This is a genomic window from Pseudomonas halotolerans (assembly GCF_039581215.1).
Classification (GTDB): domain Bacteria; phylum Pseudomonadota; class Gammaproteobacteria; order Pseudomonadales; family Pseudomonadaceae; genus Aquipseudomonas; species Aquipseudomonas tehranensis.
Map to the genome: position 1 here is coordinate 1 of NZ_JBCNTJ010000026.1, position 16528 is coordinate 16528.

Genomic DNA, 16528 nt, shown 5'->3' on the forward strand with positions numbered 1-16528 from the left:
TGGACCTGACCATGCCGGAGATGGATGGTTATCAGGTGTTGAGCGCCTTGCGCGCCGAAGGCTTGAAGGCGCAAGTCATCGTGATCTCCGGTGACGTCCAGGAGCAGGCGGTACACCGCGTGCTGGAGCTGGGCGCATTGGCATTCCTGAAAAAACCATTCGATGAAAACGAGCTGCGCCAGACGCTCAGTCAGTTGGGCCTGCTGACGCAGCCCGGCCAGACGCCGCCGCAAACGCGTTCGCTGACGAACACAGCCATCAGTTTTCACGATGCGTTCCGCGAGACGGTCAACGTTGCCATCGGCCAGGCCGCCGCCCTGATCGCCAACGTGCTGGGTGTGTTTGTGCAGTTACCAGTACCGAACGTGAACATCCTTGAGGTGGGTGAGCTGCATATGGCGCTTAACGATGCCGGCAGCTCCCAGCAACTCACGGCCATCTGCCAGGGCTTTATCGGCAGTGGTATTGCCGGCGAAGCCCTGCTGATATTTCACGAATCGGAAATCGCCGACATCGCGCAACTGATGCAGCGCCAAAGTAGCGATTATTCGGACCTGGAAATGCTGCTGGACCTCTCCAGCGTTCTGATCGGCGCTTGCCTGAGCAGTATTGCCGAACAGATCGACGTGGTGTTCTCGCAGGGTCATCCGCAGATTCTCGGCCAGCACGCGGCCATCGAGGAGCTGATTCACGTCAACCGCAAGCACTGGAAAAAGACCCTGGCGGTGGAAATCAGCTACAGCCTGGAAGGGCACGATATTCGTTTCGACCTCTTATTGCTGTTCACGGAAGACTCGATCGAGCGGCTGACCCAAAAACTCACCTATCTGATGACCTGAGCCATGCCTGATTCCATTGATCTGAACGAGTTTCACTGGTTGCTGGCCATTGTTCAGAGCATCGATGTGGGTGTGGTGGTGCTGGACCGCGACTACCGCGTACAGGTCTGGAACACGTTCATGGAGAACCGCTCCGGGGTGCAGCCGAAGGATGCCCACAACCAGCATTTCTTCAGCCTGTTTCCCGAAATCGATCGCCAGTGGTTCAGCCGCAAGGTGGAAAGCGTCGCGGCCCTGGGCACCCCAGCGTTCACTGTCTGGGAGCAGCGTCCCTATCTGGTGCGGTTCAAGAGCTACCAGCCCATCACCGGCCAGGAAGAGTTCATGTACCAGAACACCACGCTGTTACCGTTGCGCTCTCCCGACAGCAAGATCAGTCACATTTGCCTGGTGATCTATGACGTCACCGACGTCGCCACCAACCGCCATCAACTACAGGCCGCCAATGCGCAATTGCAACAGCTCTCCAGCACCGATCGACTGACCGGGCTGTACAACCGCGGTCATTGGGAGGCGAGCCTGAAGGCCGCTTATGCTCGGCATCAGCGCTACGGCAATGCCTTGAGCCTGGTGATGCTCGATATCGACCACTTCAAACGGGTCAACGACACCTATGGCCACCAGGCCGGGGATCAGGTCATCGAGCAGGTCGCCCGGCTTCTGCACGAACATGTACGCGACTCCGATGTGGCCGGGCGTTATGGTGGCGAAGAGTTTGGTGTGGTGCTGTCGGACACCGACAAGGTCGGCGCCCGGATGTTCGCCGAACGCCTGCGCCATGCAGTCGAGGAGCTGCAAGTGCTGTTCAACGACCAGAGCATCCGATTCACCATCAGCCTGGGGGTGGCGGACCTGAGCCAACCCGCGACCGGCCACGCCGAACTGATCGCCCGGGCCGACCAGGCGTTGTACACATCGAAGAAAACCGGGCGCAATCGGGTGACGGTGCATGAGTAAAATGACCGCCAGTCACGTGCCTGCGCTAACACTGTGAACTTCCATCCAGTCCCCCGCCTCTGCCCTATATCACCACGCTACCCAGAGGCAGGACGTCATGAGAGCACTCACTTACCACGGTGCGCACAGTGTAAAAGTCGACACGGTCCCCGACCCGGTCCTGGAGGACAGTGACGACATCATTCTGCGCGTCACGGCAACGGCGATTTGTGGTTCCGATCTGCACCTTTATCGCGGAAAAATTCCCGCTGTCGAACATGGCGACATCTTCGGCCATGAGTTCATGGGAATCGTTGAAGAAGCCGGCTCAGCGGTGACCGCCGTTCAACCCGGCGATCGAGTGGTTGTTCCTTTCGTTATCGCCTGCGGCAGCTGTTTCTTCTGTCAGATGGATTTGTTCGCCGCTTGCGAAACGACCAATACGGGGCGTGGAGCGATTCTGAACAAGAAGGCAATCGCGCCCGGGGCCGCTCTGTTCGGTTTCAGCCATTTGTACGGCGGCATACCTGGGGGGCAAGCTGAGTATGTAAGGGTACCGAAGGCCAACACCGGGCCTTTCAAAGTGCCGGGAACCCTCTCGGACGAGAAGGTGCTGTTCCTCTCGGACATCTTGCCAACCGCCTTTCAAGCGGTGACCAACGCCGGGATCGGCAGTGGTTCGAGTATCGCCATTTATGGCGCCGGGCCGGTCGGTTTATTGAGCGCCGCCTGCGCGCGGATGTTGGGCGCCGACCAGATCTTCATGGTCGATCATCACCCCTATCGTCTGGCCTATGCACAGAAAACCTATGGCGTTATTCCCATCAATTTTGATGAAGACGACGACCCGGCGGACACGATCATTCGCCAGACCAAGGGCATGCGGGGCGTGGACGGTGTGGTGGATGCCGTGGGTTTTGAAGCCAAAGGCAGTACCACCGAAACAGTGCTGGCTACGCTTAAACTCGAAGGCAGCAGCGGCAAGGCGTTACGCCAATGCATTGCGGCCGTCAGGCGCGGTGGCGTCGTAAGCGTACCGGGCGTGTATGCCGGTTTCATCCACGGCTTCCTGTTTGGCGACGCTTTCGACAAAGGCCTGACCTTCAAAATGGGCCAGACCCACGTGCAGCGATATCTTCCCGAGCTGCTGGGCCATATCGAGACCGGTCGCCTTAGCCCTGAAGTCATCATCAGCCATCGCCTGTCCCTGGAACAGGCTGCCGAGGGCTACAAGCTATTCGACAAAAAACAGGAAGATTGCCGCAAGGTCATCCTGACACCCGGCGAGCCCGATATTGCCTTACCGGTCAATGATGACCAGGCCGTTCTGCTGAGTACGTAAGTGCATTTATCTGGCGCCTGGGACGCGAGAGTTTGCATTCGTCGCATGCCCTCACGCCCCCGCCTGAACGCCCTATTCCGTCTCGACTCAGCGCCAGGGCGCAAACCAACCCAGGCCATCCTCGGTCAGGCCGCGGGGGTTGTACTCGCAGCCGATCCAGCCGTCGTAGCCGGCCTCGTCGAGCAGTTTGAACAGGTACGGGTAGTTCACTTCACCCAGGTCGGGTTCGTGTCGGTCCGGCACGCCGGCAATCTGGATATGCCCGACGCCGGCCTGGAAGCGCTGGAAACCGGCAATCAGATCGCCTTCCATGATTTGTGCATGGAACAGGTCCAGTTGCACGCGCAGGTTCGGCTCGCCCAGTTCAGCCAGGATTGCATGGCCCTCGGTCTGGCGATTGATGAAGTAACCCGGAATCGAGCGGGTGTTGATCGGCTCGATCAGCAGTGTCAGTTGGTGCTCGGCCAAACGTCGTGCGGCGTAACGCAGGTTTTCCAGATAGACCTCGCGCATGCGCGGACGCTGGCTCTCGTCACTCACCAGCCCGGCCATTGCGTGCAGTTTGGGGCAGCCCAGCGCGTGGGCGTATTCGATGGCGCGGTCGACACTTTCACGAAATTCCGCCTCGCGCCCCGGCAACGCCGCGATACCGCGCTCGCCTGCGGCAAAGTCCCCCGGCGGCAGGTTGAACAGCACTTGGCTAAGCCCGTGCTCGGCCAGACGCCCGGCCAGCTCGGCCGGTGCGAATTCATACGGGAACAGGTATTCCACGCCCTTGAAACCGGCCTTGGCGGCCCGGCCGAAGCGATCGAGGAAGGGTGCGTCGTTGAACATCATGCTGAGGTTGGCAGCGAAACGTGGCATTGCAGTCACCATTGGGCGCCGAAGGTTTGGCGCAGTTCGTCGATTTGTTCGTCGTCCAGCGCCCGTACCGGCTGCTGGCGCAGCAACAGGTAGAGCTTGGCGGTTTCTTCGAGTTCTTCGATGGCGTAGGTGGCCGCCTCCAGGCTCTTGCCCGAAACGACCGGCCCGTGATTGGCCAACAACACCGAACTGTGCTGCCCGACCAGTCCGCGAATCGCCTCGCCCAACCGCGGATCACCGGGCCGGTGGTACGGAATCAGCGGCAAGCGGCCCACGCGCATGACGAAGTAAGGGGTCAGCGGTGGCAGGCACGACGTAGCGTCCAGACAGTCCAGGCAGGATACCGCCGCCGAATGCGTGCAATGCAAATGCACGATGGCCCCCGAATCTTCGCGACCTTCATAGACCGCACGATGCAGGAACGCTTCCTTGGAAGCGGGCTTGCCGGCCAGGTGGTTACCTTGCCAATCGAGCTTGGCGATGTCCGCCGGGTCCAGGCGACCGAGACAGGCATTGGTCGGAGTCAGCAGCCAGCCATCGTCCAGCCGCACGCTGATGTTGCCGGAAGAGCCGGGGCTGAGCCCACGAAGGTAGAGCGAACGGCCGATCTCGACGATCTCTTCGCGCAATTGGCTTTCTGTCATGTCAGCATCTCCCAGGCCTTGATCATGAAATCGGCGCTGCCGAAATTACCGGACTTGAGCGCCAGGGTCAGCGGCCGACCAGGTTGGCCGAGCGTCTGGGTCCAGGGCACGCCGGGGTCGATGCTCGGCCCGATGCGCAAACCTTCGATGCCCAGCGCGCCGACCACTGCGCCGGAGGTTTCACCACCGGCGACCAGCAACTGACCCACGCCCTGCTGTTCGACCAGCGCACGGGCAATCGCCGCCAGGGCCGCTTCAATGCGCTCACCGACCTGCTGCGCGCCGAACTGTTGTTGCACCCGGCGAACCTCATCGGCTGGGCTGCTGGCATAGATCAACACCGGCCCCTGGTAGCCGGCAGCCCAGGCCAGAGCCTCGGCCACCAGGGCGTCACCGCGGGCCATCAGCTCGGCCGCCTCCAGACGAAAGGCCGGATAGACCGCTGCCGCCCGCTCGATCTGGCCGAGGGTCGCTCGCGAACAGCTTCCGCTGAGAATCGCCTGACGCCCCCAACCCACTTCCAGCCGACTGGCTTCGCCGTTGGCCTGTAACAAGCCTCTGGCCTGCCAATCCTGGGCCATGCCCAACGCCAGCCCCGACCCGGCCGTCACCAGCGGCAGGTCGGCACAGGCGGCGCCAAGCACCTGCAAATCTTCATTATCAATAGCGTCGCTGACGGCGATGCCCACGCCTTCAGCGCGCAACGCGGCGATCCGCTGACGGGTCGCCTCGACGCCGGCGCGCAGGGTCCGGTAGTCGATCAGGCCGACCGGGTGGCGGGTTTGCGGCTGCAACACGCGCAGCAGATTGGCGTCGCGCATGGGCGTGAGCGGATGATCCTGCATCCCGCTTTCGTTGAGCAGCACGTCATTGGCGAACAGGTAGCCGTTGAACACGCTACGGCGGTTCTCCGGGAACGCCGGACAGGCCACGGTGAAGTCGCTGCCCAGGGCTTGAAGCAGCGCATCGCTGACCGGACCGATGTTGCCCTCGGCGGTGGAGTCGAACGTCGAGCAATACTTGAAGTAGAACTGTCGGCAGCCCTGCTGGCGCAACCACTCCAGCGCCTGCAGCGACTGTGCGACTGCCTCCTCGGGCGCCAGGTTGCGCGACTTGAGCGCCACCACCAGCGCGTCGGCTTCGCCCAGCGCCAAGGGGCCGCGTGGAACGCCAATGGTCTGCACAGTGCGGGCGCCGCCGCGCACGAGCATGCTGGCAAGGTCGGTCGCTCCGGTGAAGTCGTCGGCGATGCATCCGATCAGGGGCATGGTCAAAGCTCCTCGTTGGCGGCGGCAGGCAGGCTGATACCGGGGAATATCTTCACCACGGCGATATCGTCCTCGCGCCCCAGTCCGGAAGCCGACGCTTGCTTGAACATCTGGTGGGCGCTGGCGGTCAGCGGCAACGGGAAGACCGCCTCCTGGGCGCTGTCGAGCACCAGCCCCAGATCCTTAACGAAAATATCCACCGCCGAGCGTGGCCGATAATCACCCGCCAGCAGATGCGGCACGCGGTTTTCGAACATCCAGGAATTGCCGGCGCTATGGCTGATCACCTCGTAGAGCGCCTCGGGATCACACCCCTGGCGAATGCCATAGGCCATGGCTTCGGCTGCCGCGGCAATGTGGACCCCGGCGAGCAACTGGTTGACCAGCTTGATCTGCGAGCCTTGCCCGGCCTCTTCACCCAGCCGGTAGACCTTGGCGGCCACCGCAGCAAGTGCCGTTTGCGCCCGTTCGAAGGCCGCTTGCGGCCCCGACGCCATGATGGTCAATTCGCCCGCCTCGGCACGCACCGCCCCCCCCGAAATCGGCGCATCGAGCATCAGCACCTGGTGCTCGGCCAAGCGCTCGCTGATGCGCCGCGCCGCCGCAGCCGAGATGGTTGCACAGGCGATGACCACGGAGCCCGGACGCAGCCGCGCGGCAATACCCTGCGCGCCGAACAGCAGTTGCTCGGTCTGCGCGGCGTTGACCACCACAATGAACAGCAGATCGCTGAGCGCGGCACTGTCACTCAGGGCACTGACCGGCTGGCCGCCCTCGGCGCTGAAGGCCTGGCGCACGTCCTCGCGGATGTCGTAGCCCCACACGGGCAGACCGGCACGTAAAAGGGAGCGCGCCATGCCCAGGCCCATGGAGCCCAGGCCGACCACACCAATATTGGATATTGCTGTCACGGGTGAATCCTCTTGTGGTTGTTATCCGGACGCGTCGGCCTCGCTTCGCGCTTCGCGCAGGCGGACTTCGGCGTTGCGCAAGTGCGAGGAGGCCGCGTTACGCGCCGCCTCGCTGTCACCGGCAGCGATCGCCTCGAGCAGCGCGTGGTGCTCCTGGTCGACCTGCTGCATGTACTGGCTGTTACGCGCCTCATTGCAACGGGTCACTCGGATCGCCTGTTGCAGCAGTTGGTGCAGAAAATCGATGGTTTCGAGAAAGTGCTGGTTGCCGGTGGCGGCCACCACCGAACGGTGGAAGGCGAGGTCTTCGCGCACGCCGTCTTCACCCCGCTCGACCGCTTCGTCGAGCTCGGCCAAGGCGTTTTGCATCGCCCGCAATTGCGCATTGGTGCGCCGCGCCGCGGCCAATTCGGCGGCCTTGATCTCCAGCGCGCTGCGCAACTCGAGGATCTCCACCACGGCCTCGAAGTTGCCCTGGGGCGGAGACAGGCGCAACGCGACACTGGGATTGGGCACGACGAAGGTGCCGCTGCCCTGGCGCGAAGTGAGCATGCCCTCGCGCTTGAGCATCGAAATCGCTTCGCGCACCACCGTGCGGCTGACACCGTATTGCTCGCACAAGGCCTGCTCGGTGGGCAAGCGGTTACCGGCGGCCAACTGGCCCTCATGGACCGCCGCACTCAGGCGTTTGGCCAGCCGTTCGGCCAGCTTGGGGGTAACGTCGTTCAGACTGTCCACTCAGATTCTCCCGGCAATCGTCGCGCTGCCCTGCCACTCGCGGTGAGCAAGAAGAAAACACGCAACGGTTGCGTCCACGTTAAATTCATCATACAACATGACAACTGCTTGTCACCTGGTTCGTCAAATAACAAGAATACGGGGCGTTCGGCACGCTGCCCCGAATATTCTCCTTAAGCGGAGTGCAATACATGAAGATCCTGGTAACTGGCGGCGCTGGCTTTCTCGGCGCCCGCCTGATCGAAGCGCTGCTGGCGCCCACTGCGAGCGACCTGCTGCCCCCCGGCGCTAGCCTTGTCTCAGTTGACCTGGCGCCCTGCCCCATCGATGACCCGCGTGTGGTGTCGCACACGGGCGACATCTGTGACCCGGCCTTTATCCAATCACTGATCGGCCCAGAGACGTCCCTGGTCTACCACCTGGCCGCGATCGTCAGTGGCCAGGCCGAAGCCGATTTCGACCTGGGCATGCGGGTCAATTTCGAGGCCACCCGCGCCCTGCTCGAAGCCAGCCGCCACCAGGCCCAGGCGCCGCGTTTCGTGTTCGCCAGCTCCCTGGCGGTATTCGGCGGGCCGATGCCCGAGCAGGTGCCCGAAGAACTCGCACCGCTGCCGCAGTCGTCCTATGGCGCGCAGAAGGCAATGGCCGAACTGCTGATCAACGACTACTCGCGCAAGGGCTTCATCGATGGCCGGGTGTGTCGCCTGCCGACCATTTCCGTTCGCCCTGGCAAACCCAACGCAGCAGCCTCCTCATTTGCCAGCGGCATCTTGCGTGAGCCTCTGGCCGGCGAGGCGAGCAACTGTCCGGTACCGCTGGATACCCGCATGTGGCTGTCTTCGCCGCAGACCGTGGTCGACAACCTGGTCCATGCCGCGCGCCTGGACGGCCAGGCGCTTGGCCTGCGTCGGACCCTCAACCTGCCCGGCATCAGCGTGCGCGTCAGCGAAATGCTCGACAGTCTCGCCCGTGTCGGTGGCGAGGCGGCCCGCGCGCGGGTCAGCTTTGAACCGGACGAGCGGATCCAGCGCATCGTCTGCAGTTGGCCCGGCAACTTCGACATCCAAAGGCCGCTGCAACTGGGCTTTCGCGGTGACGCCGATTTTGACAGCGTGGTAAGGGCGCACCAGCTCAGCATGAATCACTGACCCAGACGGCCCCTGGCGGTGCCGTCGTTCCATCCAATAACAACAAGAGTGATTACCCAATGGACGCAACTTCTATCGCCGGTCCACAGCTGATGGTGAGCCTGGTCCTGGCCATCGTCATACTCATCGTGCTGGTTCTCAAAACCCGCATCCACGCCCTGCTGGCGCTGATCATCGCCGCCTCGATCGCCGGCTTGGGTGGCGGCATGGCACCGGACGCGCTGGTCAAATCCATCACCACCGGTTTCGGTGCCACGCTGTCGACCATCGGCCTGGTCATCGGTTTCGGTGTGATGATGGGTCGCCTGCTGGAAGTCTCCGGTGCCGCCGAGCGAATGGCCTATACCTTCGTGCGCTGGCTGGGCAACAAGCGCGAAGAGTGGGCGATGATGGTGACCGGCTACATCGTCTCGGTGCCGATCTTCTGCGATTCGGCCTTTGTCATCCTCAACCCGTTGGTCCGTGCGCTGGCGCGCAACAGCGGAAAATCGATGCTGACCCTGGGTATTGCCCTGGCCAGCGGCCTGATGCTGACCCACCATGCGGTTCCGCCAACGCCGGGGCCGCTGGGGATTGCCGGGATCTTCAATATCGATGTGGGCTTGATGATTTTCTGGGGCGTGGTGTTCACCATTCCCGGCACCTTCGTGCTGGTGGCCTACGCGCGCTTCATGGGCCCACGCATCGAGGCGATGATCGCGCAAAGCGGCCAGCAACCGGTCGAACCCGCCACCGCCTACCGCGAAGTACTCGAGCGCGCCGATGCCCGCGAGGCCGAGCTGCCGCCGCTGTGGCTGTCGATGCTGCCCATCGTGCTGCCCATCGTGCTGATCTTCGGCAACACCCTGGTCGTGGCCCTCGGCAAACTCAACGGTGACAGTACCCTGACCCAGAGCCTGTTCGGCCAGACCATCGCGTTTGTCGGCAACCCGGTCATTGCCGTCGGCCTCGGGGTGGTCGCGGCACTGTATGGCCTGGTACCACGGCGCCCGCGCGAGGAAGTCATCGCGCACATGGAAAAAGGCGTGGAAAGCGCCGGCATCATCCTGCTGGTCACTGGCGCCGGTGGCGCACTGGGTGCCGTGCTGCGCGACAGCGGCGCGGGCCAGTACATGGGCGAATGGGTCGCCACCTTGCCACTGCCGGCGGTGTTGATCCCCTTCGTGATCGCTTCGCTGGTGCGCCTGATCCAGGGCAGCGGCACCGTGGCGATGATCACCGGCGCCTCGATTTCCGCGCCGATCCTGGCTTCGATTCCCGACGTTAACATGGTCTTCGCCGCCCAGGCGGCGGCCATTGGCTCGATGGTTTTCGGCTACTTCAACGACAGCTATTTCTGGGTAGTCAACCGCATGCTGGGGGTCACCAACGCCAAGCATCAAATGCTGACCTGGTCGGTTCCGACCACGATCGGTTGGTTCACCTCCCTGCTCACGCTGCTGCTCTTCAACGCCATTCTCGGATAACCAAGCGCCTGGCACCTGGGCAGGAACTGATGAATCCTGCCCAGGTGCCCTTGCTCTTAGCGCTTGCTCATTCGCCCACAATCGTTGCGCAGGAACGGGCGCCCTATTTGTTCAACCGTTTCAGCATCCCCCATTCATCCAGCCAAAACCTTCTGCAACTCATAAACGAACCCGCGTTTAGTTAGATGTCGCCGAATCGACAGTTGGAAAAAGACAGGCCACACTCAAGTTTTCCACATGATCTGGGCCGACCGCCCAGGTTCAATGTCCCCCCGGTTTCGACGGATAACACTCAAGCACGTATAGGCCCAGCCGATAACACATTAAGTCAACGGCCCCCAGGCCGCGCCGGCACTGCTGGTTGCATAGGGTAACTCTCGATGATTTTGCCGTTTAACCGTCTGCTGATGTGCTGCGTCCTGATGTTCCTGGCTGCAAGCGCACCCGTGCCAAAGGCCGTCGCAGAGACTGCGCTGCGCATCGTTACGGAAGAACTGCCGCCCTATAACATGACGCAGAACGGGCGAGTGACCGGTATGAGCACCGAAGTGGTCCAGGCAGTGCTCAAGGAGGTCGGCGTAGAGGCGTCCATCCAGCCCATGCCTTGGGCGCGGGCCTACGAACTGGCGCTCAATGAAAGCAACGTGTTGATCTATTCAATCGTCCGGACCCCTGCGCGTGAATCACTTTTCCAATGGGTCGGGGCCATTGCGCCGACCCAGTGGTACATGTACTCGCTGGCTGAGCGCCCGGTAAAACTCAATTCACTGGACGACGCGCACGGCCATCAGATCGCCACGGTCAATCAGGACGTGGGTGAGCAATACCTGGTGTCAAAAGGTTTCCGCATCGGTGAAGACCTGCAGTCGAGCAACAAGTACGAACACAACTATCGCAAGCTCAAGGTCGACCACGTGGAGCTATGGATTTCCAATGAGCTCAACGCGGTGTACCTGACCCGCCAGAATGGTGAAGACCCGGATAAAGTATTGATCCGCTCACTGCCGCTCCCCGAATTGAGCAGTCAGGATGGCTTGAGCATGGCGTTCAGTCGCAAGACGCCGGCCGCGACAGTCGATAAATTCCGCTCCGGCCTGGAGACCATCCGCCGCAATGGCGTTTACGATGCCATCATGCGCAAGTGGTTATGAGATGGCCGACGACTTTCGGACTGCGCCCCTCCACCCACCCAAAACCAGGACGTTCAGTTCGCTGGGACGGCGTCTGGTGTTGGCCACGCTGTTGTTCTGCCTGTGCTTTACCTTGGCGATGGTTACCCTGCGTACCTGGCAGGCCTGGGAAAACAATCTGGCGCAGATGAATTCGGAGCTGGTCCTGATCGACCAGGTGTTCCAGAACACCCTGGCCCATGCCATTTGGGAAATGGACCGTGAGTCGCTGGACAAGCAGATCACCAGCGTCGCGCAGGCGGCGCCGGTTGGACGCGTGGTACTGAATATCCTGCGCCCTGGACAGTCGCCAGAAGTCATTGAGTTCAATCGATATGCCAGCAATCCATCCAGCGTGGCACCGGTGCTGCATCGCCAGCTCATCGCACACCCCTACATCGGCGCCAACGAAAAGGTCGGTGAACTGACCATCGAGGGCGATAACAACCTGCTTTGGGAGCGTCTCTGGGACGAAGCACGCAGCATCGTCATCACTCAGGTGATCCAGTCGTTGCTGTTGGCCGGCCTGGTCATGACCATGTTCAACCGCCTGGTGACCGTACACGTTGTCCATATCGCCCGACATCTGGGGAAGCTCTCACCACAAGCCCTCAACGTCCACCTCAAGCTGCAACGTTCAGTCCGGCGCCAGGACGAGTTGAGCCTGCTCGAATCCAAAGTCAACGCACTGCAAGACAACCTGCACGCCCATTTGGAGCGCCAGCACTCGGATGAACTGGCCCTTGCAGCCAGCCGCGACCAGTTGGCCGAATTGGTCGAAGCGCGCACCTCGGAACTCAAGGCCGCCAACCAGGCCCTCGAAGCGCTGTCGCGTCACGATGCCTTGACGGGCTTGGCCAACCGTCGTTATTTCGATGAACTGAAGGACGTCGAGTTTCGCCGTGCGATCCGCCACAACACCCCGCTGGCCGTGCTGATGTGCGATGTGGATTTCTTCAAGATCTACAACGACACCTACGGCCACATCAAGGGCGACGAGTGCTTGAAACAGATCGCCGGGACCCTGCGCAGTGTCTTCGGCCGCTCCGGCGAACTGACGGCTCGCCTGGGGGGTGAGGAATTTGTCGTGGTGCTGCCCAATATCAATGCCAGCCAGGCATGCGAGGCCGCCCAGCGGTTTCGTGAAAGCCTGGCTGAACTGGCACTGCCCCATGGCGGCTCAGCGGTTTCGCCCTTTGTCACCCTGAGCATCGGCGTCGCCGAGCTGGACCCCAAAACCATGGATCACTTCGATCAACTGCTGCAACGTGCCGACCAAGCGTTGTATCGGGCCAAACACCAGGGACGCAATTGCGTCGCTTTATAAAACCATCGTGTGCCGCGAGGTCTGTATGCACTACCGTCTGATGCTCTGCTCGTGCTTGCTCCTGGCTCTGATCAGCGTGAAAAGCCACGCCGCGGCGATCGAAGTCGTGACCGAAGACTCGTTATACGCCTACCTGCGTGAAGGCCAGCTCGTCGGGCCGGGCACTCGAATAGCCGACGAAACGTTAAAAGCTGCGGGGATCAGCGATTACCGTATGTTGCTGTACCCCTGGGCACGCGCTTACGAAAAAGCACTGCATGAACCCAATGTGATGATCTTCCCGCTCGATCGCACCCCGGCTCGTGAACAGCTGTTCAAGTGGGTGGGTGAAATACATCGGGCGACGACCAAGCTTTACAAGCTGCGTGGACGTGACGGCATTGCCGTTGACAGCCTTGAAGATGCCAAGCAGTACACCATAGGCGTGGTGCGAAATGACGCCAAGCAGGTTTACCTGCAGCAGAAAGGCTTTACCCGGCTGGTGGTATCAGCGGACAACCACGATAACTTTCAGAAACTGCTGAATCAGCAAATTCAGTTGCTGCCGATGCCCGAGAACACGGCGCGCCTGATGAGCAGAGATGCCCAAGTGGATTTCACCTCCCTGGAAGAGGTCTTTTCCCTGGATGAACAACCCCACCGAGTTCACATGGCGTTTAGTCTGAGCACCCCGGATGAGATCGTCACCCGGGCTCAACAGGCTTTCGCGAAGCTCAAGTCTTCAGGCGAAGTGGATCGGATCATGACCCAAGAGCGTTAGCCGGTGAGGCTAATGCTGTGCTTGCGCGCGGGGTGATTTGCTGACGCTGACCTTCCTATGGCAGGCTTGAGCCAGAGTTTTTTTCGCGGTTCACGCGGTCACTAAACGTCGGCAATGAGGCCCCTCCCATGAGCAAAACGCCCTATGTACCGCCCAGAGTCTGGGAACACAATGCCGCCTCCGGCGGCCAGTTCGCCAACATCAACCGCCCTATCGCCGGGCCGACCCATGAAAAAGTATTGCCCGTGGGCGAACATCCGTTGCAGCTGTACTCACTGGCCACGCCCAATGGCGTGAAAGTGACCATCCTGCTGGAAGAGCTGTTGGCGCTGGGGCACACCGGCGCCGAATATGACGCCTGGCTGATTCGCATCGGCGAGGGCGACCAGTTCTCCAGTGGTTTTGTCCAGATCAACCCGAACTCAAAAATCCCGGCGTTGCTCGATCGCAGCGTGGAGCCACCGATCCGGGTTTTCGAGTCCGGTTCGATCCTGCTGTACCTGGCGGAAAAATTCGGCGCCTTCCTGCCCACTGATCCGGCCGGGCGCACCGAAACCCTGAACTGGCTGTTCTGGCAGATGGGCGCAGCCCCCTATCTGGGCGGAGGCTTTGGGCATTTCTACGCTTACGCGCCGGATAAACTTGAATACCCCATCAATCGTTTCACCATGGAAACCAAACGCCAGCTCGATGTCCTGAATCGCCGTCTTGGCGAAAGCCAATACCTGGCCGCAGACAGCTACACCATCGCCGATATCGCGGTCTGGCCTTGGTATGGTCAATTGGTTCGCAACAATGTGTACTCGGCTGCCGAGTTCCTGGCTGCCCACGAATACACCCATGTGCAACGCTGGGCCGAGGAGATCGCCAATCGGCCGGCGGTGATTCGTGGGCAACGCGTCAACCGCACGTGGGGTGATGAAGCAAGCCAAGTGCCGGAGCGGCATCGGGCTGAGGATCTGGATTAAAGGGACAGTGCGGCGGGCCCAGATCAATCGCGGGCCGCCACTGAGGCTCTTTCAGTTGGATTGGTTGGCCGCCTGGGCGGCTTCGATCAATTCAGTCCCGATCTGGGCTTCGAAGGCTTTCCAGGCAGGACGCACGGCGTCGCGCCAGGCATCACGTTGCTGCGCGGTGAGGCTGATGATCTCGCTCTTGCCCGAATCGATGATGCCCTGCTTGGCCTTCTGATTGAGCACCTCGGCCTGCTTGTTCACTTCGACCGTGACCTCATCGATGATTTGCTCCAGTTCATCGCGCACATCCACCGGCAAGCCATTCCAGAACTGGGTGTTGGCGATCAGCAAATAGTTACCGATGGCATGGTTGGACTCGGTCATGTACTTCTGCACTTCATAGTATTTCTGCGAATAGATGTTCGACCAGGGGTTGTCCTGCGCATTCACCACACCCGTTTGCAGGCCCTGGTAGATCTCGGCGAAAGCCATCTTGCGCGGCACGGCGCGCAACGCGCTGTATTGCGCGGCTTGCAGGTCAGACGGCTGCACGCGAAACTTCTGCCCGCGGGCATCGCTTGGCTTGACCAGCGGTTTGTTCGCGGTCAACTGGCGCATGCCGTTGAGCCAGTAGGCCAGCCCGGTGATGCCTTTGCCTTCCATTGACCGGAGCAGTGCCTTGCCTTTGTCCGACTGCTGAAAGCGCTGCGCCGCCGAGACGTCGTCGAACAGGAACATCAAGTCGAACAACTGCAATTGCTTGGTGTACTGCTCAAGTTTCGAGGGCGCCGGCGCCAACATTTGCACCTCGCCGAGCAACAGGGCTTCCATCTCCTTGCCATCGCCGTACAACGACGAATTGGAGTAGACCTGCACTTGCACTTTACCCGGCAGGCGCTCCTCCACCAGCTTCTTGAACATCAGGGCGCCCTGCCCCTTGGGCGTGCTGTCGGCGGTGATGTGGGAGAACTTGATCAGAATCGGCTCGGCGGCCTGGGCCGACAACGCGCCGACCAGGGCAACGCTGGCAAGCAGGCCGGTCAGGCCACGGCGCACGAATGGATACTTCATGGTGAGCTCCTATTGTTTTTGTGTGAGCGTTGGGGACGCATCCCCCTCAGTCCGTTTGGACTCTACCCCCCGTCCCTGCGCGACTGAAATTCATATTTGAACAATGCTGCCTTCGGCTTTCACGAAGGCTCAGTCATGGACGCTTCCCGTTGCTCGCTGCTCATCAGGTGTTCAAGCATCTGGCGTGCTGTCATCGACAGCGCTTCCAGGCTGCGCACGGCAATCTTCAACTCGCGACGCGCCCAGGGATCGTCCAGCGCAATGACCTGCACATCGAGCGCCGGCAAATAGGTCCGCACGGCAAGCTCCGGCAGGATGCCGATCCCCATGCCGGTGTGGATCATCCGGCAAATGGCTTCGAAGCTGCGCACCTGGATCCGCAGGCGCAATGGCATGCCCAGATGACGCGCAGCCTGCTGCAGCAGGCCGTGCAACGAGGCGTCCTGCTGCAACCCGATGAAGTCGTAGCTGACCGCTTCGTGCAGGCTGATGCGGCTGCGCTCGGCCAGCGGATGCGCGCGTGGGGTGACCAGCACCAAACGGTCGTGACGGTAGTTGAATACCTGCAGCTCGTCGGCGGGCACATGGCCGGCGAAAATGCCGATATCGGTAAGCCCTTCGCGCACCGCGCGAATGACTTCGCTGCTGACCCGCTCTTCCAGGTCGATTTTGACCTGCGGGTGCAACCGGGTAAAAGCACTGAGGTCCTCGGGTAAAAACTCGATCACCGCCGAGGTATTGGCGTGAAGGCGCACATGTCCCTTGACCCCTTCGCTGAACTCGCTGAGATCAGCGTTCAACTGCGCAAGGTTGTCCATCATATTGCGGGCGTGATGCAGCAAGGCATGCCCGGCCGGCGTCAGTTCGACGCCCTTGGGCTGGCGGTAGAGCAAGGCGATACCCAGCTGGTTTTCCAGGTCGCTGACCCGTTTGCTCACCGCCGCCAGGGCCAGGTGCTCGCGCTCGGCGGCCTTGGTCAGGCTGCGCTCATCGGCGATGGCGACAAACAGCTTGAGGGTGACGAAATCGATACGACGCATAGGCGCGGCCTCCTGTCAGTCGTGTATCACGACGTGCAGCACGATAAAG

16 protein-coding genes are annotated in these 16528 nt (G+C 61.4%); 9 read left to right on the top strand and 7 right to left on the bottom strand.

Annotation, left to right across the window (positions count from 1 at the left end):
* The 3 genes from AAIS01_RS25165 to AAIS01_RS25175 all read left to right on the top strand — a co-directional run.
* Positions 1-839: response regulator (locus AAIS01_RS25165; RefSeq protein ID WP_343471180.1), on the top strand; the 839-nt coding region annotated here is incomplete at its 5' end.
* Positions 840-842: 3 nt separating this feature from the next.
* Entirely contained in the window at positions 843-1796 is a 954-nt protein-coding gene (locus AAIS01_RS25170) for a sensor domain-containing diguanylate cyclase (RefSeq protein WP_343471181.1), read from the top strand.
* Positions 1797-1893: 97 nt separating this feature from the next.
* Complete coding sequence (locus AAIS01_RS25175; protein ID WP_343471182.1) at positions 1894-3117, top strand: zinc-dependent alcohol dehydrogenase; 1224 nt, start codon at positions 1894-1896, stop codon at positions 3115-3117.
* 87 nt (positions 3118-3204) lie between these two features.
* Here the strand turns inward: AAIS01_RS25175 and otnI are convergent, their stop codons facing one another.
* The 5 genes from otnI to AAIS01_RS25200 are packed head-to-tail and all read right to left on the bottom strand — an operon-like array spanning position 3205 to position 7542.
* On the bottom strand, positions 3205-3981 hold the full coding sequence (gene otnI, locus AAIS01_RS25180) for a 2-oxo-tetronate isomerase (RefSeq protein ID WP_076384251.1): 777 nt from the start codon (positions 3979-3981) through the stop codon (positions 3205-3207).
* Between the two features lie 5 nt (positions 3982-3986).
* Positions 3987-4625, bottom strand: a complete 639-nt coding sequence (gene otnC / locus AAIS01_RS25185; RefSeq protein WP_305389779.1) for a 3-oxo-tetronate 4-phosphate decarboxylase — start codon at positions 4623-4625, stop codon at positions 3987-3989.
* Positions 4622-5893, bottom strand: coding sequence for a 3-oxo-tetronate kinase (gene otnK / locus AAIS01_RS25190; protein WP_343471183.1), 1272 nt, complete (start codon positions 5891-5893; stop codon positions 4622-4624). Before otnK ends, otnC begins: the two co-directional genes overlap by 4 nt.
* A 2-nt stretch (positions 5894-5895) precedes the next feature.
* Positions 5896-6804, bottom strand: a complete 909-nt coding sequence (gene ltnD / locus AAIS01_RS25195; protein WP_343471184.1) for an L-threonate dehydrogenase — start codon at positions 6802-6804, stop codon at positions 5896-5898.
* 21 nt (positions 6805-6825) lie between these two features.
* Complete coding sequence (locus tag AAIS01_RS25200) at positions 6826-7542, bottom strand: FadR/GntR family transcriptional regulator (RefSeq protein ID WP_343471185.1); 717 nt, start codon at positions 7540-7542, stop codon at positions 6826-6828.
* Positions 7543-7733: 191 nt separating this feature from the next.
* Here AAIS01_RS25200 and denD point away from each other — a divergent pair, with 191 nt between their 5' ends.
* The 6 genes from denD (at position 7734) to yghU (ending at position 14380) form a co-directional block, all read left to right on the top strand.
* Positions 7734-8690 (top strand): D-erythronate dehydrogenase, encoded by a 957-nt coding sequence (gene denD / locus AAIS01_RS25205; protein ID WP_343471186.1) that lies wholly within the window; start codon positions 7734-7736, stop codon positions 8688-8690.
* A gap of 59 nt (positions 8691-8749) precedes the next feature.
* Positions 8750-10156, top strand: a complete 1407-nt coding sequence (locus tag AAIS01_RS25210; RefSeq protein WP_343471187.1) for a GntP family permease — start codon at positions 8750-8752, stop codon at positions 10154-10156.
* 380 nt (positions 10157-10536) lie between these two features.
* Complete coding sequence (locus AAIS01_RS25215; protein ID WP_343471188.1) at positions 10537-11307, top strand: substrate-binding periplasmic protein; 771 nt, start codon at positions 10537-10539, stop codon at positions 11305-11307.
* 1 nt (position 11308) lies between these two features.
* Positions 11309-12652 carry a diguanylate cyclase domain-containing protein gene (locus AAIS01_RS25220; RefSeq protein ID WP_343471189.1) on the top strand — a complete coding sequence of 448 codons (1344 nt, stop codon included), beginning with the start codon at positions 11309-11311 and terminating at the stop codon, positions 12650-12652.
* A 106-nt stretch (positions 12653-12758) separates the two neighbouring features.
* Positions 12759-13412 (top strand): substrate-binding periplasmic protein, encoded by a 654-nt coding sequence (locus AAIS01_RS25225; RefSeq protein ID WP_343471190.1) that lies wholly within the window; start codon positions 12759-12761, stop codon positions 13410-13412.
* Positions 13413-13540: 128 nt separating this feature from the next.
* The gene (gene yghU, locus AAIS01_RS25230) at positions 13541-14380 is read left to right on the top strand and encodes a glutathione-dependent disulfide-bond oxidoreductase (RefSeq protein WP_343471191.1); all 840 of its coding nucleotides are present in this window, start codon (positions 13541-13543) and stop codon (positions 14378-14380) included.
* A 51-nt stretch (positions 14381-14431) separates the two neighbouring features.
* On the opposite strand, the gene AAIS01_RS25235 is transcribed toward yghU, so the two are convergent.
* Positions 14432-15439: a DctP family TRAP transporter solute-binding subunit gene (locus AAIS01_RS25235; RefSeq protein ID WP_343471192.1), complete on the bottom strand. Its 1008-nt coding sequence runs from the start codon at positions 15437-15439 to the stop codon at positions 14432-14434.
* 119 nt (positions 15440-15558) lie between these two features.
* Positions 15559-16479, bottom strand: a complete 921-nt coding sequence (locus tag AAIS01_RS25240; protein ID WP_343471193.1) for a LysR family transcriptional regulator — start codon at positions 16477-16479, stop codon at positions 15559-15561.
* Between the last annotated feature and the right edge of the window lie 49 nt (positions 16480-16528).

Bases quoted from the DNA above. Each gene is read 5' to 3' on its own strand.
- otnC (WP_305389779.1), bottom strand. From the start codon at position 4,625: ATGACAGAAAGCCAATTGCGCGAAGAGATCGTCGAGATCGGCCGTTCG.
- AAIS01_RS25175 (WP_343471182.1), top strand. From the start codon at position 1,894: ATGAGAGCACTCACTTACCACGGTGCGCACAGTGTAAAAGTCGACACG.
- AAIS01_RS25215 (WP_343471188.1), top strand. From the start codon at position 10,537: ATGATTTTGCCGTTTAACCGTCTGCTGATGTGCTGCGTCCTGATGTTC.
- AAIS01_RS25235 (WP_343471192.1), bottom strand. From the start codon at position 15,439: ATGAAGTATCCATTCGTGCGCCGTGGCCTGACCGGCCTGCTTGCCAGC.
- otnK (WP_343471183.1), bottom strand. From the start codon at position 5,893: ATGCCCCTGATCGGATGCATCGCCGACGACTTCACCGGAGCGACCGAC.
- AAIS01_RS25170 (WP_343471181.1), top strand. From the start codon at position 843: ATGCCTGATTCCATTGATCTGAACGAGTTTCACTGGTTGCTGGCCATT.
- AAIS01_RS25240 (WP_343471193.1), bottom strand. From the start codon at position 16,479: ATGCGTCGTATCGATTTCGTCACCCTCAAGCTGTTTGTCGCCATCGCC.
- denD (WP_343471186.1), top strand. From the start codon at position 7,734: ATGAAGATCCTGGTAACTGGCGGCGCTGGCTTTCTCGGCGCCCGCCTG.
- yghU (WP_343471191.1), top strand. From the start codon at position 13,541: ATGAGCAAAACGCCCTATGTACCGCCCAGAGTCTGGGAACACAATGCC.
- AAIS01_RS25220 (WP_343471189.1), top strand. From the start codon at position 11,309: ATGGCCGACGACTTTCGGACTGCGCCCCTCCACCCACCCAAAACCAGG.
- otnI (WP_076384251.1), bottom strand. From the start codon at position 3,981: ATGCCACGTTTCGCTGCCAACCTCAGCATGATGTTCAACGACGCACCC.
- AAIS01_RS25210 (WP_343471187.1), top strand. From the start codon at position 8,750: ATGGACGCAACTTCTATCGCCGGTCCACAGCTGATGGTGAGCCTGGTC.